The following is a 24,285-nucleotide window of genomic DNA, read 5'->3' on the forward strand; positions in this document are numbered from 1 at the left end:
CAGGGCCTTTCCGGGCAGAGGCCTCGTGGCATTCGCCACAAACTATCCGCCTAGACGATCTCGCTGAGAGATTCGCCAATTGCTTGGGAATAGTCCTCTTCGTTGTCTCCGAGATACCTCTCCCAGGCTTCGAGATCCCAGATTTCGAGGTAGTCGACAGACCCGGTCACTACGCATTCCTTGGAAAGGTTTGCGTAACGCCGATGATCAGCCGAGAGGGTGATTCGCCCCTGGGCATCGGCGTGCTGTTCATCCGTGCCGGCTGCCAGAGCGCGAACATACGCTCGTGCGGCCGGATCATTACGTGGAGCTGCCGCTGCTTTACGAGCCAGCTTGACGAACTCGTCCCGGGGATAGACAGCAAGGCTGTGATCCTGACTCTTGGTGATCATCAACCCTCCTGACAACTCTTCTCGGAACTTGGCCGGCAAGGTGAGCCGGCCTTTGTCGTCGAGCTTCGGCGTGAAGGTTCCGAGGAACACTCGACACCTCCTGCGAGCTTTCGCCGAAACCCTCCCGTTTGGGCGAAATACGGCTTCAAGCTCTCCGCCCGCACCCACAGTACCCCACTTTCCCCCACACACAAGGAGCTACCGGGCACTAACCGGGCTGATTTGCTGAGTATTAGCAGCTCAAAGCAGGTGGGGAAAGTTGGGGAATTTTCGTCAGCAGTGTCCCCACGCACATCACCGACGTGCTCCGCCCTACGTCACACAGGCCCACATTCGACCTATAAGTCCAGCTCAACGAGTACGGCGGATTGCCGCAGCCCCATGCGCCCATCTTTACGCCAGAACTACCCATAGCAGGGGAGGAAAGTGGAGGGGACCATGGTCCCCCGATAACGCGACAGACGGCCGGCAACCAGTGGTTGCCGACCGTCATGTTTTGTTATGAGTTATGTCGCTTGCGAGGGCGCACGCGCCACCCGCACAGGTGGAACAATTCAGGTGAAATTGACCACCGTGACTCTCCCGCCGAACTGGCCGACGGGATCATCAGCTTGCGTCAGAGCTAGTCCTGCTCGAACCGGCGACGGAATCGATCTTCCATTCGGGAAGAGAATCCCCCACCTGATCGTCGACCGCGTGAATGCCCTCGGCCGCCGCTCGACCCACCCGCGCCTGGAGGCCCGGACTGGTGTTCACCGGCCTGAGCGCCGTCCGCAGTTGGTGTCCCAGTCCGTCGACCGCCGCCCCACAAGAGCATGACGCCGGCGCCGAACATACACAGGAACCCGACCAAGCTGAGAATCGGAAATGAGCCCAGTTTGAGGACTTGAAGGCCTGCAATCAACAGGATCAAGCCCACAACAAAGAGCGCCGCAGCTTGAAAACGCCGTCTACTCGACGGCGCCCTCATACGGCCGCCCCTCACATTGGAGGCGAACTTGGGGTCTTCGGCATAGAGAGCGCTCTCGATCTGATCGAGCATGCGCTGCTCGTGCTCGGAGAGTGGCACGGTACCTCCCCCGGCACTGGAAGTTAGGCAACCACCCCACGGTGTGAGGTGGCGGGTAGTCAACGTGAACGACTACCTGCTTTTTATACTACGAGCAGTTTAGGTCGCGGACCACCAACTCTGGGTACGAGTTATGCCACAAGCGTACGTATTTGCCCGGCCGAACCGTAAATCAGGCCCCATCAGGCCACAGAACCTGCATTTTCTCTGAATTCGGCCATCTCAGACATCAAAAATTTCAGGATGCTCTCAGGTCGATTCGACGAGCCTGGCCGACAAAATCTTCGACCGCAGTCAGAAATCTGCCTACTTCGACAGAAAATCCATCGGCATCAGCGTCGCTGAGATCCACCTGCATGCCTGTTTCGACCGCCGCCCGGGTGTTCGACCAGCCGGCGAAGTAACTCGACCACGCACCGAAAGTGGGTGCGTCCGCGTCCAACCGGGTCCATGCGTTCCCGCTCTTCTTACGCCGTCCACTTCCCGTCGCACCCACAGCCAGAACTGCTCCAGCGCCGCGCAACGCTGCCAGATAGGCGCATCGAAAGCGTTCTGACGCGTCTCCTGCTCCGACGGACTCCGCCAACAATGAATCGGCCTTCCCCAACAGATTCCACGCGAGTCCGCCTGCGGACCCACTTCCGGAGAACGCGGCGGCGGACGATCGCGCCACTCGCCCCGGCATTTTCGCTGACTTCGGGAGCCGTGACAGCGCCGACCGCGAGGGGCACGCCAGTTCCGCCGGCAGCGCCCTTTCGGACTTCGGTGTTCTTTCGGACTTCGCTCGATCGGACATCCGGGGCACCTCCCGCGCCAAAGGGGATTGCATTCACAAGGATCGAAATCTGGTGCGGCGGGGATGCCCGCTTCCCTTCGGGCATCCCCACCTCGGGTGTCATTTCCAGATCACCCTTATCGAACATTCGTTCGACCTATTCAATATAACTGCACCCACCGACAAGTAGTCAAGAGAAGAGGTGAGACCAGTCGACCCGCAGATCGCCTGGACTCCGTACACGGTCGACCTCGACCGCGAGGAATTCGCGAATCGACTGCACGAGGCACTGTCCGTGTACGTCACCGCGATGGACTATCCGCGTGGCACCGAGTTCCACCGCGCGCCGATGTGGACGGAGCACTCGACCAGACCGGGATGGAAAGCCGTCGGCGCCTGTGCCGGACGAGAACCCACTGCGAACTCTGTTGCTCCGGAAAACTCTGTTGCTCCTGTAGACACTTCTGCTCCCCTGATCGGAATCGCCTACGGCTATCGCGGAAGTTCGGATCAGTGGTGGCACCAACAGGTATTGCACGGACTGCGTCGCAGCGGTCGGCCCCAGTCCGAGATCTCGGCCATTCTCGACGATTACTTCGAACTGACCGAACTCCACGTCCACCCCAGTGGCCAGGGACATCGCCTGGGTGAATCCCTGCTTCGGCATCTCTTGCGAGATCGGACGGAGCGCTCCGTCCTCCTGTCCACTCCCGAGGTGTACGACGAGGACAACCGCGCGTGGCGGTTGTATCGGCGACTGGGATTTCAGGACGTGCTCAGGCGATTCCGCTTTGCCGGAGACAGTCGACCGTTTGCCGTGCTCGGACGAGGATTGCCGCTGTGACCGCGATTCTCGACGCAATAGTTGTCGGTGCCGGGCACAACGCGCTGGTCTCGGCGGCCTACCTCGCACGCGAAGGCTGGTCGGTCCAGGTGCTCGAGAAAGACACCGTCGCCGGCGGGGCCGTCTCGACGATCGAACGATTTCCGGGACACAAAGTCGATCGTGGTTCGTCCGCGCACATCATGATTCGGCACACCGGAATCATCGAGGAACTCGGGCTTGCGGCCCACGGACTTCGGTACATCGATTGCGATCCCTGGGCGTACGCGCCACCTCCCGCAGGTTCGGATTGCCCGGGAATCGTGTTCCACCGCGACCTCGACGCCACCTGCCGATCCATCGAACAAGCATGTGGCACACGTGATGCCGACGCCTACCGCAGGTTCGTGAATATCTGGTCGGAGCGCAGCGCGCGGGTGATGCGCGCGTTTTCCGCCCCACCGACCGGACCCAATCTGCTGTCGTCGTTCTGGGGCCTCGATACCGGGAGCGGCGGGAGCGATCTCGCGCGCCAGTTCCTCGCGACCGGTGACGCGCTCCTGGACGAGTACTTCGACAGCGAACCACTCAAAGCCGCCCTCGCCTGGTTCGGAGCGCAATCAGGACCACCGATGTCGGAGCCGGGCACCGCGCCGATGGTTGGTTTTGCCGCGCTCATGCACGTTCTTCCGCCGGGGCGCGCCGTTGGTGGCAGTGGCGCACTCAGCGCCGCCCTCATCTCGAGGCTGAAGACGGACGGAGGCGTCGTCAGCCTCGGCGACGCCGTGACGTCGCTGACCCGCGACGGCGATCACTGGTCCGCGAGAACCGCCGGCGGACACCACGTTCGGGCTCGCACCGTCATCGCCGGCTGCCACATCTTGACGACGTTGGATCTACTGGGCAACGGAGGCTTCGACGCAGCCACACTGGATCGGTGGCGTCGGCGGATCCGCGTCGGTCCGGGAATCGGCATGGTCCTGCGATTGGCAACATCGGCGCTTCCGCGGTACCCGTCGGCGTCGATTGCCGAGAGCACGTCCGGCCTGCAACTTCTGGTGTCCGATCGCGCACACCTACGGACTGCTCACGGAGCAGCTCTCGGCGGCGAACTTCCCCCGCGCCCCGCGGTTCTCGGTATGAGTTTCAGTGGGATCGATCCGAGTATCGCTCCCCCGAACGAGCATCAAGTGACTTTGTGGTCACAGTGGCAGCCGTATCGACTGAGCGCAGATCGCGACTGGGCGTCGCTCGCGGAGTCCGAAGCCGATCGCGTGGTCGCCGAGATGGAGGCGTCGGCGCCCGGCTTCACCGACAGCATCCGCCACCGGCACATCCAGACTCCGCGCGACATCGAGTCCGAGATGGGGTTGATCGGCGGCAACGTCATGCACGTCGAGATGTCCCTCGATCAGATGATGATGTGGCGCCCACTGCCCGAGTTGTCAGCGCACCGCGTCCCCGGCGCAGAGGGCCTCTACCTCACCGGCGCGTCGACGCACCCCGGCGGTGGTGTGTCCGGAGCGAGTGGGCGCAGCGCTGCGCGCATTGCACTGTCCGAGCGGCGCGGCACGTCGTTGCTGCGCCGGATACGTCGAAGGACGTGATCCGCCAACGTGTTCCGCTGATTCTGGCGTTGGCAGCGATCGGCGCGCAGATCGTGTATCCGTTGGCGGACGGCAGCTCTCGCGATGCCGTGACGATCGCCGTGGTGGGTTTACTGGCCGCCGCGTCAATCAGCCACGCGGCGATCAACCGTGGCGTTGTGTGGACCGCCGCGCTGATCGCAGTCACCGCGGGGGTCGGGCTGGCGTCGGAGATAGTGGGTACCGCCACAGGAATGCCGTACGGCTGTTACGGGTACAGCGTCGACCGACTCGGTCCGGCGTTGTCCGGTGTGCCGCTGATCGTGCCGTTCGCCTGGACTGCCGGCTTCTATCCGATCTGGTGTGTGGCTACTCGCCTGGTTCAGCGATTCACGCCGGCCTCACGGCGAATCGGCCGAGTCGCGCTCACGGTCACAGGGCTGGTCGGCTGGGATCTGTATCTCGATCCACAGATGGTGGCCGACGATCAATGGGCATGGTGTGTCGACAACGCGGGACTTTCCGGCATCGCTCACATTCCCCTGACAAACTACGCGGGGTGGATCGCGATCGGTCTGATCATGGCATCGATCATGGAAGCGATAGCGAGTCGATACGAAAAACCGACGCTCTCCGACGCCGTTCCCTACGGGCTGTTTCTGTGGACGTGGCTCGGTTCAGCCCTCGCGCATGCCGTGTTCCTCAGTGCACCCGAGCTGCGCTACTCGGCCATGTACGGGTTTGTCGTGATGGGAATTCTCGGGGTCTGGCTTCTTGCCACCTTCGGCGTCGCGTTCGCCCGGTCTCGGACTTCCCACGCCGACACACCCCCTCGTAGCTGACTACCGATGCAGCGGCTGGCACGATGACGACTGTGCAACAGTCCACGGATGACACCACGCGGCCGCGACGTCGCAAGCAACTCCTTGCCACGACGGCTCTCGTACTGATGCTGGTGCCGCTGCTCGCCGGCTGCCTACGGGTCCAGGTCTCGATGGGTGTCTCGGCCGATGATCGCGTGTCAGGGCAGATCGTCGCGGCCGTGATTCCGGAGAACGAAGCCGATCCCGGGCCACAACTGGTACCGCCGACATCGCTCGCGGAGAACATCCGGGTTCAGGAATACACGAAGGACGGCTACGTCGGATCACAGGTGTTCTTCTGGGATCTCAGCTTCGGTGACGTCTCGCAACTGGCTGCCATGACGGACGAAGGCGCCGGTTCGTTCCAGCTCACCCTTCAGCGCAGTGGCGACACCGTCGCGTTGGACGGAAAGGCCGACCTCAAAGCCCTGCCCGCCCAGGGCTCCGACATCCAATTCAGCATCGCCTTCCCGGCACGCATCTCCACGACGAACGGCAACCGAGACGGCGATTCCCGGGTCTCGTGGACTCTGCCGGCCGGCGAGGTATCGACTGTGCGCGCAGAAGTGAACTACGCCGATCCGAGTACCCGCAGCTTTGCGGGATGGGCAGGCATCATGGCCGGCCTCACACTCGGTGTCGCGATTATCGTCGGTGCGATGGCCTGGATGGTGCGCAATCGCGCACCCGTCTCGCAGGCACCGAAGAGTCCACAATCGGCAAAGAGTGACACGCACTGAGCGGGAGTGCTAGACGCTCGCCTGCGAATCGGTCGACACATCCGACGTCAGCCCCAGACGTTCAAGAACCTCGCTCGTGGCCCGTGCGAAGTTCAACGTGATGAAGTGCAGGCACGGAGCGCCTTCAGCGATCAATCGCTCGCCCATTTCGGTAGCGAGGTCGATCCCGAGCTCACGCACCGCTGCCCGATTCTCCTGAGAACCCGAACCGGCGGCGGCGTCGAACCGGCGCTCGAGGGCGGGCGGCAACGACGATCCGGACAGTTCGAGCATGCGCCGCACCGACCGCAGTGAGGTGACCGGCATGATTTCGGGGATGATCGGCTTGGCGCCCTGCTCGGGGTCGAACGCGCTCACGCGATCACGCAGACGCAGGTAGTCGTCGACGTCGAAGAACATCTGCGTGATGGAGTACTCGGCTCCGGCGCGCAACTTCGAGACGAGGTACTTCGTGTCGTGGGCCAGGTCAGGTGCTCGGTAATGTCCTTCCGGGAACGACGCCACGCCGACGTGGAAGTCACCGAGATCGCGGACCATCCGGACAAGCTCTTCGGCGTACTCGACGCCATCGGGGTGTTTCTTCCATTCGCCGAGGGGGTCGCCAGGGGGGTCGCCGCGCAGAACGAGGATGTTGCTGATTCCGCGATCGGCATAGGCGCCGACCATGGATCGGAGTTCGTCGATGCTGTGGGACACCGCGGTGAGGTGTGCAACCGGCAGCAACGTGGTCTCTTCGGCCAATTCTCCTGTGACCCGAACGGTGCGGTCACGAGTCGAACCACCGGCGCCGTACGTCATGGAGACAAAAGCCGGACCGAGCCTCTCGAATGTGCGCACGGCACGCCACAGACGCGCCTCGGCTTCTGCGTCGCGCGGCGGTGAGAACTCGACCGAGAACGGAATCCGACTCCCTGTGGAAGATGTGATCCGATCGACGATCGATGGTGTTCGGCTGGCCCAGCCATCGCTGGAGCGTCCCCTGACTGCATCGAATGTCACGAGGTAAGCATATGTTTTGTCGACGCAGAACGGAGCATCGCGTCCGTGAATACGTCCCGGATGCCAGGATCGTGCAGTTCACGGCCCACACCGGACATCGGTAGGGACCCCACTAAGCTGGACTCTACGCTCACTGCCTGGCCCTGTTCGCCGGTATGAGAAGTTACCGACCTTGGAGGCCATCCTGTCTGCTCGAACCGACGCCGCCTATCCGTCCTCGCTCGAGTTGCCGGCTTTGTTCGAACAGAGCTTGCGTGACTTCTTTGCCTCCAGGCGCGAAGCGGTGGAAACCATCGGCGGCGGATACGAAACCGCCGTCGACACTCTCGAGAGCTTTGTTCTGCGCGGCGGCAAGCGCGTGCGACCGGCCTTTGCGTGGACGGGCTGGCTCGGCGCCGGCGGCGACCCTCGAAGCGACGACGCCGACAGCGTCATGCGCGCCTGCACGGCGCTCGAACTGGTCCAGGCATGCGCGCTGGTCCACGACGACATCATCGACGCCTCCACGACGCGTCGCGGATTTCCCACCGTGCACGTCGAGTTCGAGAACCTGCACCGAGCTGACAACTGGAACGGCGACGGCGCCCACTTCGGTGAGGCTGTCGCAATTCTGCTCGGCGATCTTGCGCTCGCATGGGCAGACGACATGATCCGCGAATCCGGAATCGGCGCCGACGCCGCCGCTCGGATCAGTCCCGTGTGGTCGGCGATGCGCACCGAAGTGCTTGGCGGTCAGTTCCTCGATATCAGCAACGAAGCTCGCGGCGACGAGAGCGTCGAGGCAGCTATGCGCGTCAACCGGTTCAAGACTGCGGCGTACACGATCGAGCGCCCCCTGCACCTCGGTGCTGCCCTTTTCGGAGCAGACGCGGCACTGATCGACGCGTACCGGAAGTTCGGCACCGACATCGGTATCGCATTCCAGCTCCGGGACGACCTGCTCGGCGTCTTCGGCGATCCGTCGGTGACCGGCAAGCCGTCCGGCGACGACCTCCGCACCGGTAAGCGGACAACACTGTTCGCTGCCGCACTTGCGCGCGCCGATGACACTGATCCTGCTGCGGCACAACAACTCCGATCCGGAATCGGCGCAGAACTGACCGACAACGACGTCGATACGCTACGCACCCTGATCACCGACCTCGGGGCAGTGGACGACGCGGAAGCACGCATCGCCACCCTGGTCGAATCTGCCGCGGCCGCACTGGAATCGAGCAGCGCCACCGCGGAGGCCAAGACACGGCTGCGCGAGATGGCCCTCGCAGCCACGTCGCGCACGTACTGACAGACTGTTCATGAGTGATCCGTCACTATTGGGCACCGAACCGGCTGTCACCGGCGCGCGCAAACGAGTCGACGGCAGGGTTCGGCCTCCCGAGCAACTAAACTGTCCCCTCGTAACCGACTATTCGCCAGCAATTCACCACGTACGCGCTACCGCATCCGAACATCTCGGGGGAGGAAACTGCACTCATGACGCCCTCTGCCGCAGCCACCACACCAGCGTGGCATCGAAGGGCCGCTGATTTCCTTCGCACTCCCGAAGGACACAGCGCGCTGCTCGGATTCCTGGGCGCCGCCATGATCATGTTCGGCGGATTCGGCGCAGGTAGCGTCCGGCGCGAGGACCCGTTGCTCGAGTCGATGCATCTGTCCTGGCTCCGATTCGGGCACGGGTCGATACTGTCGGCGGCGATCGTGTGGATCGGCGTGTTGTGCATGATCGGCGCGTGGGCGCGACTGGGTCGCTCGGCGCTGCGCGGTGACGTCGGTTTGCGCGGGCTGCGATTCATCGTGCCGCTGTGGACGTTCCCCCTGCTCTTTGCCGTTCCGATGTTCAGCCGTGACGCTTACTCCTACCTTGCGCAGGGCGCTCTGCTGCGTGACGGCTTCGACCCGTACGAAGTGGGGCCGGTGGTCAATCCCGGCATCCTGCTCGACAACGTCTCCAATGTCTGGACGACGACAACAACCCCGTACGGTCCGGTTCATCTCCTGCTCACTGATGCCATTGTTCGCCTGACCGGTGACAACGTCATCGCGGGCACGATGTTACTGCGCATCACCATGCTGCCCGGCCTGGCATTGATGGTGTGGGGTGTCCCCCACCTCGCGCGCAAACTCGGTGGGAACCCGGCGATCGCCTTGTGGCTCGCGGTCCTCAATCCACTCGTCCTGATCCATCTGATCGGCGGCGTGCACAACGAGATGCTGATGGTCGGCCTGATGGTCGCCGGCATCGCACTGGCCCTCGAACGCAAGCACATGTTCGGAATCGGTCTCATCGCCTTTGCCGTTGCCATCAAGGCCACTGCCGGGGTGGCGCTGCCGTTCATCGTCTGGATCTGGATGATTCACGAACGTGAAGACGCCGCAGCGCAGGGAACGGAAGCACCGAATCCGATCCGATCCTTTATCAAGACCGCCGGTAGCGGATTTGCGATGTTCGTTGTTGTCCTCGGTTCGACGTCGTTGATTGCCGGTGTCGGACTCGGCTGGACGACGGCGCTCTCCGGCTCCAACAAGATCATCAACTGGCTGTCGTTGCCGACCCTCGTCGCCGAACTGTCCACCGCCGCGACATCGTGGCTCACCGGCAATCACTTCGACGACATACTCCAGGTGACCCGGCTTGTCAGCGCAGTCGTGCTCATCGGAATCATCGCTTTTGTCTGGTGGCGATTCCGCACCACCGAACGCGACGCCGTGATGGGCATCGTGATTGTCATGGTTGCCATCGTGATTCTCTCCCCGGCGGCGCTCCCCTGGTACTACTCGTGGCCGTTGGCCGTAGCTGCCGGCTTTGCACTCTCCCCGACGACCCTGGCCATACTGGTGGGGCTGTCCAGCTGGCTCATGTTGATATTCCAGCCCGACGGATCGATCGGCATGTACTCGTTCCCGCACGTGGTATTGGCAACATTTGCCTCCGTCGTCGCGGCGATGACACTCCGGACGGAAGACCCACTGCGTCTACGGGGACATGCACCGGAGAAAGTCCCGGCAGAAGCGACGTCGACGGCACGATGAATTCGGTGCTCCGCACGGGGTGGGGTCAGTCGGCTATCGCATTCTCGACCACATTCTCGACCGCCGGGTGACCGTCCACCACCGCACGCGCCTGACGTTCGCCGTACCGGCTCCAGTCCGGTCGGCGAGCTACGTCAGGCCGGAAAAACCAATCAGACTCAGAAAGCCATTGCCTGTGCACGGCGGATAACCTCGCGGGCGAGGTGCCCATGCAGGGCGTCGACCGGGCGTCCGGGGAGGGACTCGTCAGACTGGAAAAGCCAGCGCAGCGACGCTACATCGCTGTATCCGCCATCGTGCAGAACTGCCAGCAAACCGGGAAGCCATTTCACGATCTGGCCGTCTTCGTCGAAGAATTCCTCGGGAACCCCGAGAACCCCGTTGCGCTTGACTGCGATGATCTTGCGATCGCGGAGCAACTGGTGCACCTTCGCGACCGGCAACCTGACGCTCTTCGCTACATCGGCCAACTGGAACAGGGATACCGAAGAATCCAGGACATCATCACAATAAGGAATCGCGCTCACCACGGAAGTTTATCGGGTCGGCTTGTCGCGCGGCACGTGGGTGGAACTTTCCGTCGGCAGCGCTGGCTACGATGGACGAGGCGGATGCGACCACAGATTATTACTGCACCACAGATTTTCACAACGGAGGTCAAGGGTTGATCGGCGAAATGCTCGAACGCCGCTATCGCGTGGATGCGCCCATCGCACGCGGCGGAATGTCGACTGTGTATCGAGGCCTCGATACGCGGTTGGATCGGCCTGTCGCTATCAAGGTCATGGATCCGCAGTTTGCCGCCGATCCCGCTTTTCTCACCCGCTTCGAGTTCGAGGCGCGCGCAGTCGCCCGCCTTAAACACCCTGCCTTGGTTGCCGTGTACGACCAGGGCAGCGATCGCGGTCATGCCTTCCTCGTCATGGAATTGGTCGACGGCGGCACCTTGCGCGAATTGCTGCGCGAGCGCGGCCCGATGCCGCCACACGCTGTCGCCGCCGTAGTCGGGCCGGTACTCGACGCGTTGGCAGTTGCACACCGGGCCGGCCTGGTGCACCGCGACGTCAAACCGGAGAACATCCTGATTTCCGACGCCGGTGAAGTGAAGATCGCCGATTTCGGTTTGGTGCGCGCCGCAGCTGCCGCGACAACAACGTCGAACAGCGTCATTCTCGGCACCGCCGCCTACCTCTCCCCGGAGCAGGTCACCTCCGGAGTGGCCGATCCGCGCAGCGACGTGTACTCCACCGGCGTTCTCATGTTCGAACTCCTCACCGGTACAACACCTTTCACCGGGGACACCTCTCTCTCGATCGCATACCAGAGAATTCACGACGACGTTCCGCCGCCAGGTTCACGAATCGCCGGCGTACCGGCGCAGTTCGACCGACTCGTCACGCAAGCCACCAATCGTGAACCTGCACATCGGTTTACCGATGCCGGTGAAATGGCAGCCGCCCTGCGCATCGTGTGCGAACAACTCGAACTGCCCGCGTATCGGGTGCCCGCGCCGCGGCGATCCGCGCAGCATCACAGTGCCGCTGCCGCACCGGCGCCGACACCCCGGCCGGCAACACCCCGTCCCGCGGCCCCCGGTTCGCCCGCCACCACCGTTATCGGTGGCGCCGGTGCACCAGTCGGCGCCGCCACCACGGCATTTGCGGCCGGAGCTGCGGCGCCGCCTACAACCGCGCTGGCGCCGCACGCACCACCGGACGGCATTCAGCACACCCGCGCGGTCACCGCACAAACCGTGCGTCCGCCCGTCGCCGAGACGGACGAGCACGAAGACGACTCTGCCGACATCGATCCACACGACCACTTTTCGCAAGCACGACGACGCTCTCGCCGGACCACTCTCGTCTGGCTTCTTGTCATCGCGTTGCTTGCGCTTGCGCTGGGGTTCGGCGGTTGGTGGATGGGCTCTGGCCGATTCACCGCGGTCCCCCAGATCGGTGGCCTGAACAAGGATGCGGCAGTCACGGCACTTCAGGATGCCGGACTGTCGCCAGAAGTGCGTGGAACGTACTCGGACACCGAGGTTCTCGACACCGTGACCGGAACCGATCCCGAAGCGGGCTCGCGGATTTCGCGCGGATCGAGTGTTGTCCTGTTCACCTCGCTCGGGCGCCCGACTGTGCCGCCGATACCAGCGGGCGGCGCCGTCGAAGCCACCCGAGATCAGCTCACTGCGCGCACCCTCGTTGCCGTCGACGGCGGTGAGACGTTCAGTTCCAAGATCCCCATCGGCGGTGTCGCCGCTCTTGACCCGGCTCCGGGAACCACCGTGCCTGTTGGCTCCTCGGTCAAAGTTGTCACGTCCAAAGGATCACCGCCCGTTGATGTTCCCGACGTAAAGGGCATGTCGGAGAACGCCGCCCGGGCTGCCCTCGACAAACTGGGCATCACCGTCAGCGAAACCCGATCTGCCTTCGACGACGGTGTCGACGGCGGAAAGGTCATCGGCACCGACCCCGCTGCGGGTTCGTCTGTGAACGCCGGAACGTCCGTTGCCCTTCTCGTGTCCAGCTCCGTGAAGGTCCCCAACCTGCTGGGACGTAGCGTCGCCTCCGCTCGCGAGGAACTGACCCGCCTCGGTCTCACCCTCACCGTTCGCCAACTGACCCAGAACGACAGCTCGCTGATCGTCAGTCAGAGCGATAAGAACGATCGTGTGGAGAAAGGCTCCAACGTCACCGTTGTTGCCATTCCCTGATCGCAGCAGTGCCTGATCGAACCAACAGCCTGACAACGTAAAACGCCCCCACCCGCGCACGGCGAATGAGGGCGTTCGATACAACAGCTAAGCGTCAGCCGCGCAGCATTTCTGCGACGAGGAACGCAAGCTCCAACGACTGCTGGGTGTTGAGGCGAGGATCGCAGGCCGTCTCGTAACGACCCGACAGGTCGCCGTCCGAAATATCCTGCGCACCACCGAGGCACTCGGTGACGTTCTCGCCGGTCAATTCGACGTGAATACCGCCCGGATGGGTACCGAGTCCGTTGTGGACCTCGAAGAATCCCTGAACCTCGTCGACGATGCGATCGAAGTGACGCGTCTTGTAACCGGTGGACGCCTCGTGCGTGTTGCCGTGCATGGGATCGCACTGCCAGATGACCTGATGGCCGGTGGCCTGGACCTTCTCGATGATCGCAGGAAGGAGGTCACGGACCTTGCCGTTGCCCATCCGCGAGATCAGCGTCAGGCGACCTGGCTTGTTTGTCGGGTCGAGACGCTCGACGTATTCGACGGCCATCTCCGGAGTGGTCGTGGGACCGATCTTCAGACCGATCGGGTTGGACACCAACTCGGCAAAGGCGATGTGCGCGCCGTCGAGCTGACGAGTACGGTCGCCGATCCACAAGAAGTGAGCCGACAGGTCGTAGAGCTTGGGGTGATCGCTGTCGTTGTCGAGACGCAGCATCGCACGCTCGTAGTCGAGGACCAAGGCTTCGTGGCTCGCGAAGATCTGCGCCTGGTGCAGGCTCGGATCGGTCACGCCGCAGGCGTTCATGAACTGCAGGCCACGATCGATTTCCGACGCGAGCTGCTCGTAGCGGGCTCCGGCCGGAGACGCTGCCACGAACTCGCGGTTCCAGTCGTGGACCTTGTGCAGGTCGGCCATTCCGGCGCCGGTGAGCGCCCGAACCAGGTTCATCGCGGCACTGGCATTTGCGTACGCCCGTACCAACCGCGACGGATCGTGGGCGCGGACAGCCTCGTCGGCGACAATCGAGTTGACCATGTCGCCGCGGTAGGACTTGAGGCCCAACGAGTCGATGTCGGCTGATCGAGGCTTGGCGTACTGACCCGCGATACGTGCCACCTTGACCACCGGCATGGAAGACCCGTACGTCAAGACGACAGCCATCTGCAGCAGCGTGCGGATATTGCCCTTGATGTGCGGCTCGGTGTTGTCGGCAAACGTCTCGGCGCAGTCGCCGCCCTGCAACAGGAAGGCTTCGCCGCGCGCTACCTGCGCAAGGCGATCCGACAATGCCTCGACTTCGCTGGCCACGGTGATCGGCGGCACGCTCTCGAGCACAGTGCGCATCGCAGCCGCCTGGTCAGCGGGCCATGAAGGCTGCTGCGCGGCGGGTTTCGCAAGGGCCTCGTCGAGCTGCTGACGCAGTCCGGCGGGCAGCGGCGGAAGTTCGGGCAAGCGGTCGATCGGCACGTCGACAGTCCAGTTCACTAGTACAGGATATTCGCTCACCTACCCGCGCGTCACACAGGCTCTCGTTAGCGCACGGTCTCGTCTAACCGAGTTCGGCGTCACAGCAGGTCAACGAAGTGACCGGACTCGGGCAATCGCGTCGAACTTCACCAGATTGTGTCGTGCGTCCGCCAAAGCGTCATGCGCGTCGGACGGTGCAGGCGGCAGAGCCGGGCTGCCGTTGTCCTCCCAGAACTGGCGCAACTCCCGCGTGTAGCGCGGCAACGACTGGGGCAGTTCGGTCATGTCGCCCCACAGCTGGCACAACGCGACGTGGTCGTACGCCGCGACCCATGCCCACAGTTCGGGAACCACCATCGGCCGCGGAACGAAGAACTTCAGGAGGTCGTCACGGATCTTGTCGCGCGACTTCCAGAGCGGAGACGACGGCGCAGGAAGCTTCGGCAGAACATTCTTGCGCACCCAACTGCCGGCCCGCGCCGGATCGAATTCCGTCGAGACGGCGTAGTACTCTCGGCCGTCCTCGCAGACGACGCCGATGGACACGAGGTCGATGGTTCGACCGTCTTCGATGAATTCACAGTCGTAGAAGTAGCGCACGGCTCAAAACTATGCCGCACCGCCGGTCCCGAGAGCTAATGCACGCCCGGCAGTTGTGGGAAATCTCTAACTGGCGCGCGTGTCCGGGACGTGCGGCCCATCAGTCTGCTCGGCATCGGGGTCGACAACGGCCGCAAGTGGAGCGGCAGCCTCGTCGGACTCCTCGAGCTGGTGGGTCTCGTCGGACGGGGACTCCTCCGCCTTGACCGGCTTCGGGTTCTTCAAACTCGCCGCATAGATGTCGACGTATTCCTGGCCGGACAGCTTCATCAGCTTGTACATGACCTCGTCGGTCACAGCCCGCTCCACGAAGCGGTTGCCGCCCATCCCCTCGAAACGCGAGAAGTCGATAGGTTCACCGACGATGACGGTGACCTTGGCCGGACGCCACATCCTCGAACCGATGGGGTTCATCTTGTCGGTGCCGACCATCGCTACGGGAATCACCTTGACACCGGATTCGAGTGCCAGGCGAGCCATTCCGGTCTTGCCCTTGTACAGACGACCATCCGGCGAGCGAGTGCCCTCGGGGTAGATACCGAGCAGCTTGCCGGCATCAAGGACCCGTAGACCGGCGTTGAGCGCGTCCTGGGCTGCGTCCGCACCGGTGCGATCGATGGGCACCTGGCCGACAGCCGTGAAGAACCACCGCTGGAACGCACCCTTGAGTCCGCTGCCCGTGAAGTACTCACTTTTTGCGAGGAACGTGATTCGACGGTTCGAGCGCAGCGGAAGATAGAACGAATCCAGAACTGCCTGATGGTTGCTGGCGAGAATCGCCGCACCGTCAGTGGGAATGTTCTCGTGCCCCTTGATCGTCGGACGCCCGAGCAGCAGGAGAATCGGCCCCAACAACACATACTTGAAGAGCCAATACCACACGGCGTCCCTCCCATTCACAACCCGAATTGCCTTGTGCACGACCTTACTGCGCGCCGGTTACCCTCGCTACACATGCCCCGACCGGCACCTCGTGATCACAAGTGCGACTCAACGCCTGGCAGGCGAAATGATGCCTGGAACCGCCGAACGCGCCAACGCCGCCGCCCCCACCATCCCCGCGGCCTCCCCCAACTGGGCAGTGCGAATCCGGGCCAGAGGTCGATATTTCGCACCCGTCAACAACGTTGCGTACTGCTCACGGGCGTCATCGAGAAACAGTGGAGCCGAACTCGCGACGCCGCCGGCGATCACCACGACATCCGGGTCGTAGGCGTCGGCGACCATCGCCAGGCCGACTGCCAGCCAATGCGTGAACTCAGCCATCGTCGCCAGCGCGAGTGGGTCACCGTCGTACGCGGCATTGGCGATTCGACGCCCGGTCAAGCTGCCCGGGTCGACGGCAACTTCTCGCGCCAGGACTGTTGACGCGGCCGGATCTTCGGCCAGAAGTTCAATTGCTGTGTCCACCAACGCAGTTCCGCTGCAGTACCGCTCCCAGCAGCCGCGCTTGCCACACGCGCACGGGCGGCCGTCCGGCACGACCTGGACGTGGCCGAACTCCGGCGCAACACCGTAACTACCCCGGTACAGCTCACCGCCGATCAGCAACGCGCCACCGATGCCCGTCCCGATCGCCACCGTGACGACGTTCCGGCCACCAGCCGCAGCACCGAACCGATACTCCGCGTACGCCGCCGCATTGGCATCGTGTTCCAGAACAACCGGCAACCCCAGCCGTACGCTCAGGTCCTTGCCGACCGGCGCGTTCACCCACGGCAGGTGCGGAGCAAAAAGCACGATCCCGTGATCCGAGGTGACGAACCCGGCTACCGCCAAACCCACTGCGGCCACATTGTGCCGACTGACCAGTTCACGCACCACCCGATCGAGCGCATCCTCGAGCGACCGCGCGGACTGGGGCGTCGGAGCCTGCATGGTATCGAGCACTTGCCCGTCGACGTCGACCACCGACGCTCGAATACTGGTGCCGCCCACATCTATTCCGACGGTCAGGATGTCGGCATTTGCACTGCGATTGGTGATCATCCGGTCCACACTCCACACTCGGTATGCGTTCTTGACGATTGTGCCCACCGATGGCACCGAAGTACCAGCGTTTACCGCTTGACAGTCACCGTAATCGGAACGAAAGCAGGCGATCGGGGCTTCGGCGACGAGGTACCGTCGGGCGTCGGCGCCCCACCCCCTGGACCACCGTCCGGCTTCCCGTCGGATGGGGCGCGCCCGCCGAGAAACTCGTCCAGCAGCTCACGCAGCAACGCCAGAAGTACGGCAGCATGCCCTGCCAGGATTGCCAGTAACTCGTGATGTTCACCGCGCATCAAGGCTGCAACAGCGCACACCGGGCACCAACTGCAGCCGCTGAATGCAGGCAATTCCTCCGAGGTCTCGAGATCCGCCGCTGCGTTCGTGCGCCCCTCCGCCATCTGCGCCACAATCGGCTCGATCCGGGAGAGGACGGAATCGGCCAACACCCGAAACTCGGCGAGAAGCTTGGTGTGATCGTCGTTCATACAGGCCACACCGTGGGATCCGGCGAGAATCGAATGATCAGATAGGCGCCGTCGAGTTCGGCACCGGTCACGACGCATCGCCGTAACACCGACGCAAGTCTCACTCTCCGTCGCACCCCGTCCGCTCCCACCAGCACATCGTCTTCTACCCGACCCAACGTCAGTGACGCCGGATCGACGAGCGGCAGATACATCCGCATCGCGTAGACCGACTCCAACCCCGTCCCCGATTCCAGCGTCACCGCTATCGGGTCGGGATGGCGGTGCGGCTGCGCAGCGGCCCCCTCGCCCAGCGCAACTGCAATGTCGCCCAGGGCCGCCAACCCTACCGGTTCGGTGCCGACATGTTCGACAACCGTGACGGCAATCCCATCGGCGGCCTCGCGAACTCCCGCGAGCACCGACATCTGGGCCGCGCGAACGTTGGACAACCAGCACATATCTTCATCTGCGTAACTCTGCGAAACGGGTTGCGGAACAACACTATTGACGATTATCCGAGCAACCGGCAGCACTGAGAGCGCAAGACCGGACAGTGTGCGCCGAGTCGCAAGCGCCGCCGATCCCTGCGCCGACGTCACGAGATGAATCTCCGTGTGCGAAGTGTCGGCGATACACGCTGCGATCTCGTCGACCGACGAGACAATGCGTTCGATTATCGACACCAACAGCATCAACCGCACGTCGGTAGCCGCCACCGCCGCAAGCCGCCTGTGACGCGGCCACAGCCGCTCGAGGTACTCGGACACCATCGCGGGCGCGCCGAGGATCCGCAACGCCTCCGGCGACGGCGGGCAATCCACGATCACGACGTCGTATTCGCCGCTCGATGCCATCCCGACGACCTCGGCAAGCGCCAGAATGTCCGCGATGCCAAGCGAACCCGTGAGTTCCTCGGGCTCCAAAGTCTGGAGCGACGATCCGTGTTCATGGGAACCCGCCGCATCGAGTAGCGCCGACACACCACGGAACTTGTCTTCGACAAGCGTCAGCGTATCGACCTGCCAGACATCCATCCGGTCGAACAATGGGGTCACTACACGCGGAACCGGAATCGCCAGCACATCCGCAAGCGAATGAAGCCGATCGATCGACATCAGCAGAACCTTGGAACCGGCAGTCGCCGCCGACAGCGCTGCGGCAGACGCCAGCGTCGTCGTTCCACTGCCACCGCTGCCGATGAAGAGTTGAAGACGGGCCCGCGCGGCGTTCAGCCCTCGACTCGCTTCTTCAGTTCCTTCAAAGCCGTGTCCGTGATGATCTTCTCGGCCTTGCGTTTGAACAACCCGATCATCGGGATAGTCAGATCGACCGTCAGCTCGTAGGTGACGGACGTACTGCCGCCCGGCTCGGAACGCAAAGTGTACGAACCGGATTGGGACTTCTGAATCTCCCCGCTCACCAGTTCCCAGCTCACCGACATTCCGTCGGGCGCCCACGTGTACGCCAGCTCGTACTTGTCCTTCACCATCCCGGCATCGAGGACGAACCGCACCCGGTTCGCGCGGCCGTTGCCGCCAACTTCCAGAACCTCGACGGACTTGGCCGCCGCAACCCACGCGGGGTACTCCTCGAAATCGGCGATCACGGCCATGACGGCGTCAGGCTGAGCGTCGATGCTGATCAACCCCTTGGTTTTCTCGGCCATCCGACTACTCTTCCTTCCCTCGAAACTTCATGGTCCCCGTAATTCTCCCCGAACACGGGCCTGAAAACTTCCTGCCACGTCACACAGATTCGGGCGCCACACCTGCCGGGCGCCCCGCTTCCAGTTCGCGCTTGAGTTCAAAGGACATGACCTTGCCGTCGACGCGCCGTGCGCGATTCATGGCGGCCAGGTCGAGATCAGCCAGGCCTGACGGCGACACACCCACTGGTTCCGCGTGCAGGAAGTAGTGAACGATGGCGCCGTCCATGACCGGTTCGAGCCACACCTCCATGGTGCCGACGAGACTGCCGGACACGCCCCACCGGAAGCCTGCGGGACCGCGGTCCTCGCGCACCTCGAGCTGGAGATCTCGCCACCACCGGCGCCACTGCGCACGCGAAGACAACAGTTCGGCGACACGCTCGGGCGGTGCCGCGATGAAAGTCTGGTCTGCGACCTGAATGCTGCTCACGACAGTTAGCTTCACATATCGCGTCGACGAGTGAGCGAACGGTGCCACACCACTGCGAAACGGACAGACTGTAAGCCGGGCCACAACTATGCCGGACGTGCGACTACAGTGAATAGCGTCAAACCCTACTCGTCAGTATTTCGCAGTGTCGGAGGTATTTTGTGCCTGAATACAGCGCACCCCAGACGTTCACGATTCCCGAGGATGCCTCTGCGGTCGACTCGGTGTTCACATTCGCGAAGACGAAGCCCGCGGCCGTCGTCTACAAGCGAAAGGTCGGCTCCGCATGGGTCGACGTCACTGCCGGCGAGTTCGCCGCCCAGGTAACCGCAGTTGCCAAGGGTCTGATCGCGATCGGCGTCAAGCAGGGTGATCGCGTCGGGCTGATGTCCGCGACTCGCTACGAGTGGCCACTGATCGACTACGCGATCTGGGCCGCAGGCGGCGTGACCGTTCCGATCTACGAAACATCCGCCGCTGAGCAGGTTCGCTGGATTCTCGAGGATTCCGAAGCCATCGACCTCGTTGTCGAGAACGACGTCCACGCAGCCACCGTCAAGGACGTCGCAGAAGCGTCGCCGTCGCTGCGCACCGTCTACCAGATCGAGGCCCCCGCAGGCGGACGCGGCGCCGTCGAGGAACTCTCTGCCCTGGGCGCCGACATTTCCGACGACGAGGTCCAGACGCGCGTCAACGCTCTGAAGGCCTCCGATCCCGCAACCCTGATCTACACCTCCGGCACTACGGGCCGCCCCAAGGGCTGCCAACTGACACACTCCAACCTCATTGCAGAGTCGAAGGGCATCCTCGACTCCAACCTCGGCGATCTGCTCAAGACGCCAGGCGTGCGCACGCTGATGTTCCTGCCCCTCGCTCACGTCCTGGCGCGCGCGGTCAGCATCGCCTCGTTCGACGCCGGCGCCACCCTCGGGCACACCAGCGACATTCCGAACCTCGTCCCCACCTTCGGCGAATTCAAGCCCGACTTCATCCTGTCGGTACCGCGAGTGTTCGAGAAGGTCTACAACAGCGCCCGCGCAAAGGCCCACGGCGAGGGCAAGGGCAAAATCTTCGACGCGGCCGCGGAGACCGCTGTCGCGTGGAGCGAGGCCAAGGACAAGGGTGGCGCCGGTATCGTCCTCAAGGCCAAGCACGCGTTGTTCGACAAACTCGTCTACTCCAAGCTGCGGGCAGCCCTCGGCGGACAGTGCCAGCTCGCCATTTCCGGTGGCGCCCCGCTCGGCGCGCGGCTCGGCCACTTCTTCCGCGGCATCGGAGTCACGATTTACGAGGGTTACGGCCTCACCGAAACCACCGCCGCATTTGCCGTCAACACCATCGGCTCCCAGAAGGTCGGAACCGTCGGAAAACCGTTGGCCGGCAACTCTGTTCGCATCGCCGACGACGGTGAGATCCTACTCTCCGGACCCGTGGTCTTCACCGGATACTGGCGCAACGAGAAGGCAACCGCCGAATCGATCGAGAACGGCTGGTTCCACACCGGCGACCTCGGAACCGTCGACGCGGACGGGTTCATCACGATCACCGGGCGCAAGAAGGAAATCATTGTCACGGCAGGCGGAAAGAACGTCTCCCCTGCCCAGCTCGAGGACGCATTGCGCGCACATCCGCTCATCAGCCAGGCAATCGTCGTGGGCGATCAGAAGCCGTTCATCGGCGCACTGATCACCATCGACGCCGAAGCTTTGCCCGCCTGGAACGAGCGCAACAACAAGGCAGCCGGCACCACCGCGGCTGATCTGGTCAGCGACGGCGAACTTGTCGGCGATATCCAGGACGCGATCGACGAGGCCAACAAGCTGGTCTCCCATGCCGAGGCAATCAAGAAGTTCAAGATCCTGCCGGTCGACTTCTCCGAGGACACAGGCGAACTCACCCCGACGATGAAGCTCAAGCGCAACGTCGTCCACGCCAGCTTTGCCGCGGAGATCGAGATGATCTACGCGAAGTAACACCGCGCACACCTGTGGCCGCCATACCTTGGAAAAGGTATGGCGGCCACAGTGCTTGATGCTCGGGGCTCAGCCGAGCAGCGCCTGCAACTTCGACGCGAGCGTGTCCCACTTCCAATCGGTCGCCACCCAGTCGCGACCGGCGGCGCCCATTGCGGCAGCTCGATCACGGTCGGACAGGATCTCGATCACCGAGGCGGCAACGTCGTCAACCGACGTACCGTCGACCACTAGCCCGGTCTTGTTCTGCTGCACCGTTTCCGGGGCACCGCCACTGCGACCCGCGATCACGGGAACACCCGTTGCCGACGCCTCGAGGTACACGATCCCGAGACCTTCGACGTCGAGTCCTGCACCGCGGGTGCGGCACGGCATCGCAAAAACATCGGCGATGGTGTGATGGGCAGCCAATTCCGCCGCCGGGACGGTGCCCGTGAACACGACGTGATCGTCCATCCCCGTCTTGTGGGCGAGCTCACGCAGTTTCTCGTCGTACGGCCCACCCCCGACGATGACAAGTACAGCGCCGTCGATGCTCGCACGGATAGTCGGCAGTGCCTTGATCAGCATGTCCTGTCCCTTGCGCGGCACCAGCCGTGACAGGCAGAGAATTGTCGGGCGCTCCCCCAGCCCGTACCGTGCCCGCAATTCTGCGCGAGCAGCCGAATCAGGATGGAAGACAGACGTATCCACTCCCGACGGCAGATGCTCCAGCGCAGCCTGCGGCCCGAAAGCCGCCGCGAACCGGCTTCGGGTGTATTTGCTGACGAAGGTAACCGTATCCGTGTTTTCACCGATTGTCCGCAACGACTGCCGCGCACCGGGAATCATCGACCAACCCACTTCGTGACCGTGAGTACTCGCGATCACCCGCGACGCACCTGCCCGGCGGACCACCGGCGCCAACAACGCAAGGGGCGCCGCCGCGCCGAACCACACGGACTCGCAGTCATGCTTCTTGACCAGTTTCGCGGCCCGTCTGGCGACAAACGGAGTCGGAAGCATCAATGTCGTGGGATGCCTCACGACCTCGAAAGGTTGAGCGGCATCGAACTTCTTGTGCGAATCACCGCGCCACCGCGGCGCATAGACAACCAACTTGTCGGCCGGAAGATGCTTCGCGAACGTATGTAGATACGACTGGATTCCGCCCGGTCGGGGCGGAAAATCATTGGTCACCAAAAGGGTCCGGCGCATTCGTCCACCGTAAAGCACGAGCCGATCAACCCACGCTGCGGTGCAGCCAATCAACGCAGTGTGCGGTGCAGCCAATCCACCCAGCCGTCGCGCAGGTCGTCGATACTCACACCAAGTACCTCGACGATGCGCCGGTTGATCTCCTCCGGTGTCGACGGCCCCACAGCCAAGGCGCGGAATAGTTCCGTCAGCTCGGACTCGCCGAAACGATCCGCAATATAAGCATTTATCGACCACGCCGATTCGTACGCAAGGGAACTCACCACCGGCACGCCCCCGAACTGTGAATCCTCGGGAAACTCCGACGGCACGTCACCGGACCGAACAGCGGCCGCAAGTGTCGGCGCAATCTCCCGCGCCGCCCGCCCGGAGCCACGGTTGCCGGCATACTCCGCGTACCCTTCGAGCACCCACATGGGCGACCCGTCCCGGGTCTGGGATCGCGCCGCGATATGCATCATCTCGTGGCGAAGCACCGCCTGCCGCGTCGTCGAAGTCAAGCGTGATGCGGCGGCCGGCGAGAATATGATGCGCTGCCCACTCACGTCACTGGCACCGTCGCGCACCGTATCCGCCACCGACACAGCCGCTATGGACGATCCGTCGTGCTGCGAACCGACCATCGCCGTGAATTCCTCGGGCGAACCGGCGACCATCACGACTGCCCGCTCGGACCAACCGTCGCCCCACAACTGCGTCGTATTCTTCACAGCGCCGTCGAGGTCGGCGGCCAACGCGTCAACGAATGCCTGCTGGCCCGGGTGCCCGACGACTATCGAATCCTCGGCCGCGTTGGTCGAAACCGCGAGTGGGCCGAAATCCCATGGACCGTGCCACGAGTCGACGCTCAACTGCGAACCGGTCGAGCCGCTGCCCAGCACGTCGACAATCGAACCGTCAGCGAATACGAACCACGAACCGTCACGTTCCGCAAAAGTCATCAAGACAGTCTTACGCGTCGGCGCCGCATCCACACCGTCGAGTGTATAACGCAGGTTCACCTGAGCGCCCCACAATGTGACGCCGTCGGGCGACCCCGTTCGGGCAGCCTCGACAAGTGTTCCCGGCGAAACCTCGTACGCCCAATCCGAAAAACTCAGTGCACCGGCAGCCGTGGCGCGCCGAATCTCTGCGTCGAGCAACCCCGGGGCGGCGGCAGCATCTACGAACTGCGCCAGCGATGTCGGATCGTCGGACATCTGAGCGCGTGCCCACGAATCGAGGAGCGCTTGAACCTCGCTGACACGCGCAACATCCGCTTCCGCAGCGGACTGCTGGGACGAGCCCGGAGCGTCAGTCAGGACAACGGTGAGTCCGAGGATCACCACAACGGCACACCCGAGCGCAATGAGAGCTGGGTACTCCCAGCGGCGCTTACGGTTCGTCCCGGCTGCGGGGGACGTCATGGGGTCACTCGACACGATGCCGAGTGTAGGAGACGGAGGGGACCCCCAGTCGCAGCG

General features: G+C 63.4%; 23 protein-coding genes. 8 read left to right on the plus strand and 15 right to left on the minus strand.

Features of this window, described 5'->3' with window-relative positions; translation table 11 throughout:
• Positions 1-50 precede the first annotated feature (50 nt).
• From mraZ to KYT97_RS06540, 3 genes are all read right to left on the minus strand, one after another.
• Positions 51-482, minus strand: a complete 432-nt coding sequence (mraZ, locus tag KYT97_RS06530) for a division/cell wall cluster transcriptional repressor MraZ (RefSeq protein WP_033231007.1) — start codon at positions 480-482, stop codon at positions 51-53.
• A gap of 532 nt (positions 483-1,014) precedes the next feature.
• Positions 1,015-1,461 (minus strand): DUF3040 domain-containing protein, encoded by a 447-nt coding sequence (locus KYT97_RS06535; RefSeq protein WP_033231008.1) that lies wholly within the window; start codon positions 1,459-1,461, stop codon positions 1,015-1,017.
• A 238-nt stretch (positions 1,462-1,699) separates the two neighbouring features.
• Positions 1,700-2,257, minus strand: coding sequence for an SAV_6107 family HEPN domain-containing protein (locus tag KYT97_RS06540; protein WP_242484544.1), 558 nt, complete (start codon positions 2,255-2,257; stop codon positions 1,700-1,702).
• Positions 2,258-2,438: 181 nt separating this feature from the next.
• On the opposite strand from KYT97_RS06540, the gene KYT97_RS06545 reads away from it, so the two are divergent.
• Genes KYT97_RS06545 through KYT97_RS06560 form a run of 4 tightly spaced genes read left to right on the plus strand, consistent with a single transcriptional unit; the run spans position 2,439 to position 6,248 of the window.
• Complete coding sequence (locus tag KYT97_RS06545) at positions 2,439-3,080, plus strand: GNAT family N-acetyltransferase (protein ID WP_033231009.1); 642 nt, start codon at positions 2,439-2,441, stop codon at positions 3,078-3,080.
• Positions 3,081-3,085: 5 nt separating this feature from the next.
• Complete coding sequence (locus KYT97_RS06550) at positions 3,086-4,666, plus strand: phytoene desaturase family protein (RefSeq protein WP_219112855.1); 1,581 nt, start codon at positions 3,086-3,088, stop codon at positions 4,664-4,666.
• Positions 4,666-5,487, plus strand: coding sequence for a carotenoid biosynthesis protein (locus KYT97_RS06555; protein ID WP_219112856.1), 822 nt, complete (start codon positions 4,666-4,668; stop codon positions 5,485-5,487). Before KYT97_RS06550 ends, KYT97_RS06555 begins: the two co-directional genes overlap by 1 nt.
• A 23-nt stretch (positions 5,488-5,510) precedes the next feature.
• A complete protein-coding gene (locus KYT97_RS06560; RefSeq protein ID WP_219111947.1) occupies positions 5,511-6,248 on the plus strand; it encodes an LppM family (lipo)protein in 738 nt (245 codons plus the stop codon).
• A gap of 9 nt (positions 6,249-6,257) precedes the next feature.
• Here the strand turns inward: KYT97_RS06560 and KYT97_RS06565 are convergent, their stop codons facing one another.
• Positions 6,258-7,247, minus strand: coding sequence for a methylenetetrahydrofolate reductase (locus KYT97_RS06565; RefSeq protein WP_033231012.1), 990 nt, complete (start codon positions 7,245-7,247; stop codon positions 6,258-6,260).
• A gap of 172 nt (positions 7,248-7,419) precedes the next feature.
• Between KYT97_RS06565 and KYT97_RS06570 the strand changes: the two genes are divergently transcribed.
• Together KYT97_RS06570 and KYT97_RS06575 are read left to right on the plus strand one after the other, a co-directional pair.
• The gene (locus KYT97_RS06570) at positions 7,420-8,532 is read left to right on the plus strand and encodes a polyprenyl synthetase family protein (RefSeq protein ID WP_219111948.1); all 1,113 of its coding nucleotides are present in this window, start codon (positions 7,420-7,422) and stop codon (positions 8,530-8,532) included.
• A gap of 188 nt (positions 8,533-8,720) precedes the next feature.
• On the plus strand, positions 8,721-10,277 hold the full coding sequence (locus KYT97_RS06575) for an alpha-(1->6)-mannopyranosyltransferase A (RefSeq protein ID WP_033231013.1): 1,557 nt from the start codon (positions 8,721-8,723) through the stop codon (positions 10,275-10,277).
• 158 nt (positions 10,278-10,435) lie between these two features.
• Here KYT97_RS06575 and KYT97_RS06580 read toward each other — a convergent pair whose 3' ends face one another.
• Positions 10,436-10,804: an Rv2175c family DNA-binding protein gene (locus KYT97_RS06580; RefSeq protein ID WP_033231451.1), complete on the minus strand. Its 369-nt coding sequence runs from the start codon at positions 10,802-10,804 to the stop codon at positions 10,436-10,438.
• A 137-nt stretch (positions 10,805-10,941) separates the two neighbouring features.
• Here KYT97_RS06580 and pknB point away from each other — a divergent pair, with 137 nt between their 5' ends.
• A complete protein-coding gene (gene pknB / locus KYT97_RS06585; protein WP_084703063.1) occupies positions 10,942-12,993 on the plus strand; it encodes a Stk1 family PASTA domain-containing Ser/Thr kinase in 2,052 nt (683 codons plus the stop codon).
• 94 nt (positions 12,994-13,087) lie between these two features.
• On the opposite strand, the gene KYT97_RS06590 is transcribed toward pknB, so the two are convergent.
• The 8 genes from KYT97_RS06590 to KYT97_RS06625 form a co-directional block, all read right to left on the minus strand.
• The gene (locus KYT97_RS06590; protein ID WP_033231014.1) at positions 13,088-14,473 is read right to left on the minus strand and encodes a class II 3-deoxy-7-phosphoheptulonate synthase; all 1,386 of its coding nucleotides are present in this window, start codon (positions 14,471-14,473) and stop codon (positions 13,088-13,090) included.
• Positions 14,474-14,563: 90 nt separating this feature from the next.
• Entirely contained in the window at positions 14,564-15,055 is a 492-nt protein-coding gene (locus KYT97_RS06595; protein ID WP_033231015.1) for a polyadenylate-specific 3'-exoribonuclease AS, read from the minus strand.
• A gap of 66 nt (positions 15,056-15,121) precedes the next feature.
• On the minus strand, positions 15,122-15,937 hold the full coding sequence (locus tag KYT97_RS06600; RefSeq protein ID WP_116101470.1) for a lysophospholipid acyltransferase family protein: 816 nt from the start codon (positions 15,935-15,937) through the stop codon (positions 15,122-15,124).
• A gap of 108 nt (positions 15,938-16,045) precedes the next feature.
• Entirely contained in the window at positions 16,046-17,044 is a 999-nt protein-coding gene (locus KYT97_RS06605; protein WP_033231453.1) for an ROK family glucokinase, read from the minus strand.
• Positions 17,045-17,115: 71 nt separating this feature from the next.
• The gene (locus KYT97_RS06610) at positions 17,116-17,532 is read right to left on the minus strand and encodes a hypothetical protein (protein ID WP_033231017.1); all 417 of its coding nucleotides are present in this window, start codon (positions 17,530-17,532) and stop codon (positions 17,116-17,118) included.
• Complete coding sequence (locus KYT97_RS06615; protein ID WP_219112858.1) at positions 17,529-18,746, minus strand: ArsA family ATPase; 1,218 nt, start codon at positions 18,744-18,746, stop codon at positions 17,529-17,531. Before KYT97_RS06615 ends, KYT97_RS06610 begins: the two co-directional genes overlap by 4 nt.
• The gene (locus tag KYT97_RS06620; RefSeq protein WP_033231018.1) at positions 18,743-19,180 is read right to left on the minus strand and encodes an SRPBCC family protein; all 438 of its coding nucleotides are present in this window, start codon (positions 19,178-19,180) and stop codon (positions 18,743-18,745) included. Before KYT97_RS06620 ends, KYT97_RS06615 begins: the two co-directional genes overlap by 4 nt.
• Positions 19,181-19,259: 79 nt before the next feature.
• On the minus strand, positions 19,260-19,652 hold the full coding sequence (locus KYT97_RS06625; RefSeq protein ID WP_033231019.1) for a polyketide cyclase / dehydrase and lipid transport: 393 nt from the start codon (positions 19,650-19,652) through the stop codon (positions 19,260-19,262).
• A gap of 161 nt (positions 19,653-19,813) precedes the next feature.
• Here KYT97_RS06625 and KYT97_RS06630 point away from each other — a divergent pair, with 161 nt between their 5' ends.
• Positions 19,814-21,625, plus strand: coding sequence for an AMP-dependent synthetase/ligase (locus KYT97_RS06630; protein ID WP_219111949.1), 1,812 nt, complete (start codon positions 19,814-19,816; stop codon positions 21,623-21,625).
• A 69-nt stretch (positions 21,626-21,694) separates the two neighbouring features.
• Here KYT97_RS06630 and KYT97_RS06635 read toward each other — a convergent pair whose 3' ends face one another.
• Entirely contained in the window at positions 21,695-22,822 is a 1,128-nt protein-coding gene (locus KYT97_RS06635; RefSeq protein ID WP_219111950.1) for a glycosyltransferase family 4 protein, read from the minus strand.
• A gap of 50 nt (positions 22,823-22,872) precedes the next feature.
• Entirely contained in the window at positions 22,873-24,243 is a 1,371-nt protein-coding gene (locus KYT97_RS06640; RefSeq protein WP_245006042.1) for a hypothetical protein, read from the minus strand.
• Between the last annotated feature and the right edge of the window lie 42 nt (positions 24,244-24,285).

The sequence above is a fragment of the Rhodococcus globerulus genome (assembly GCF_019334125.1).
GTDB lineage: Bacteria > Actinomycetota > Actinomycetes > Mycobacteriales > Mycobacteriaceae > Rhodococcus_F > Rhodococcus_F globerula.

Excerpts from the sequence above, each read along its gene's own strand:
- KYT97_RS06540 (WP_242484544.1), bottom strand. The coding sequence starts at position 2,257 with ATGTCCGATCGAGCGAAGTCCGAAAGAACACCGAAGTCCGAAAGGGCG.
- KYT97_RS06560 (WP_219111947.1), top strand. The coding sequence starts at position 5,511 with ATGACGACTGTGCAACAGTCCACGGATGACACCACGCGGCCGCGACGT.
- KYT97_RS06575 (WP_033231013.1), top strand. The coding sequence starts at position 8,721 with ATGACGCCCTCTGCCGCAGCCACCACACCAGCGTGGCATCGAAGGGCC.
- KYT97_RS06605 (WP_033231453.1), bottom strand. The coding sequence starts at position 17,044 with ATGATCACCAATCGCAGTGCAAATGCCGACATCCTGACCGTCGGAATA.
- KYT97_RS06610 (WP_033231017.1), bottom strand. The coding sequence starts at position 17,532 with ATGAACGACGATCACACCAAGCTTCTCGCCGAGTTTCGGGTGTTGGCC.
- KYT97_RS06620 (WP_033231018.1), bottom strand. The coding sequence starts at position 19,180 with ATGGCCGAGAAAACCAAGGGGTTGATCAGCATCGACGCTCAGCCTGAC.
- KYT97_RS06635 (WP_219111950.1), bottom strand. The coding sequence starts at position 22,822 with ATGCGCCGGACCCTTTTGGTGACCAATGATTTTCCGCCCCGACCGGGC.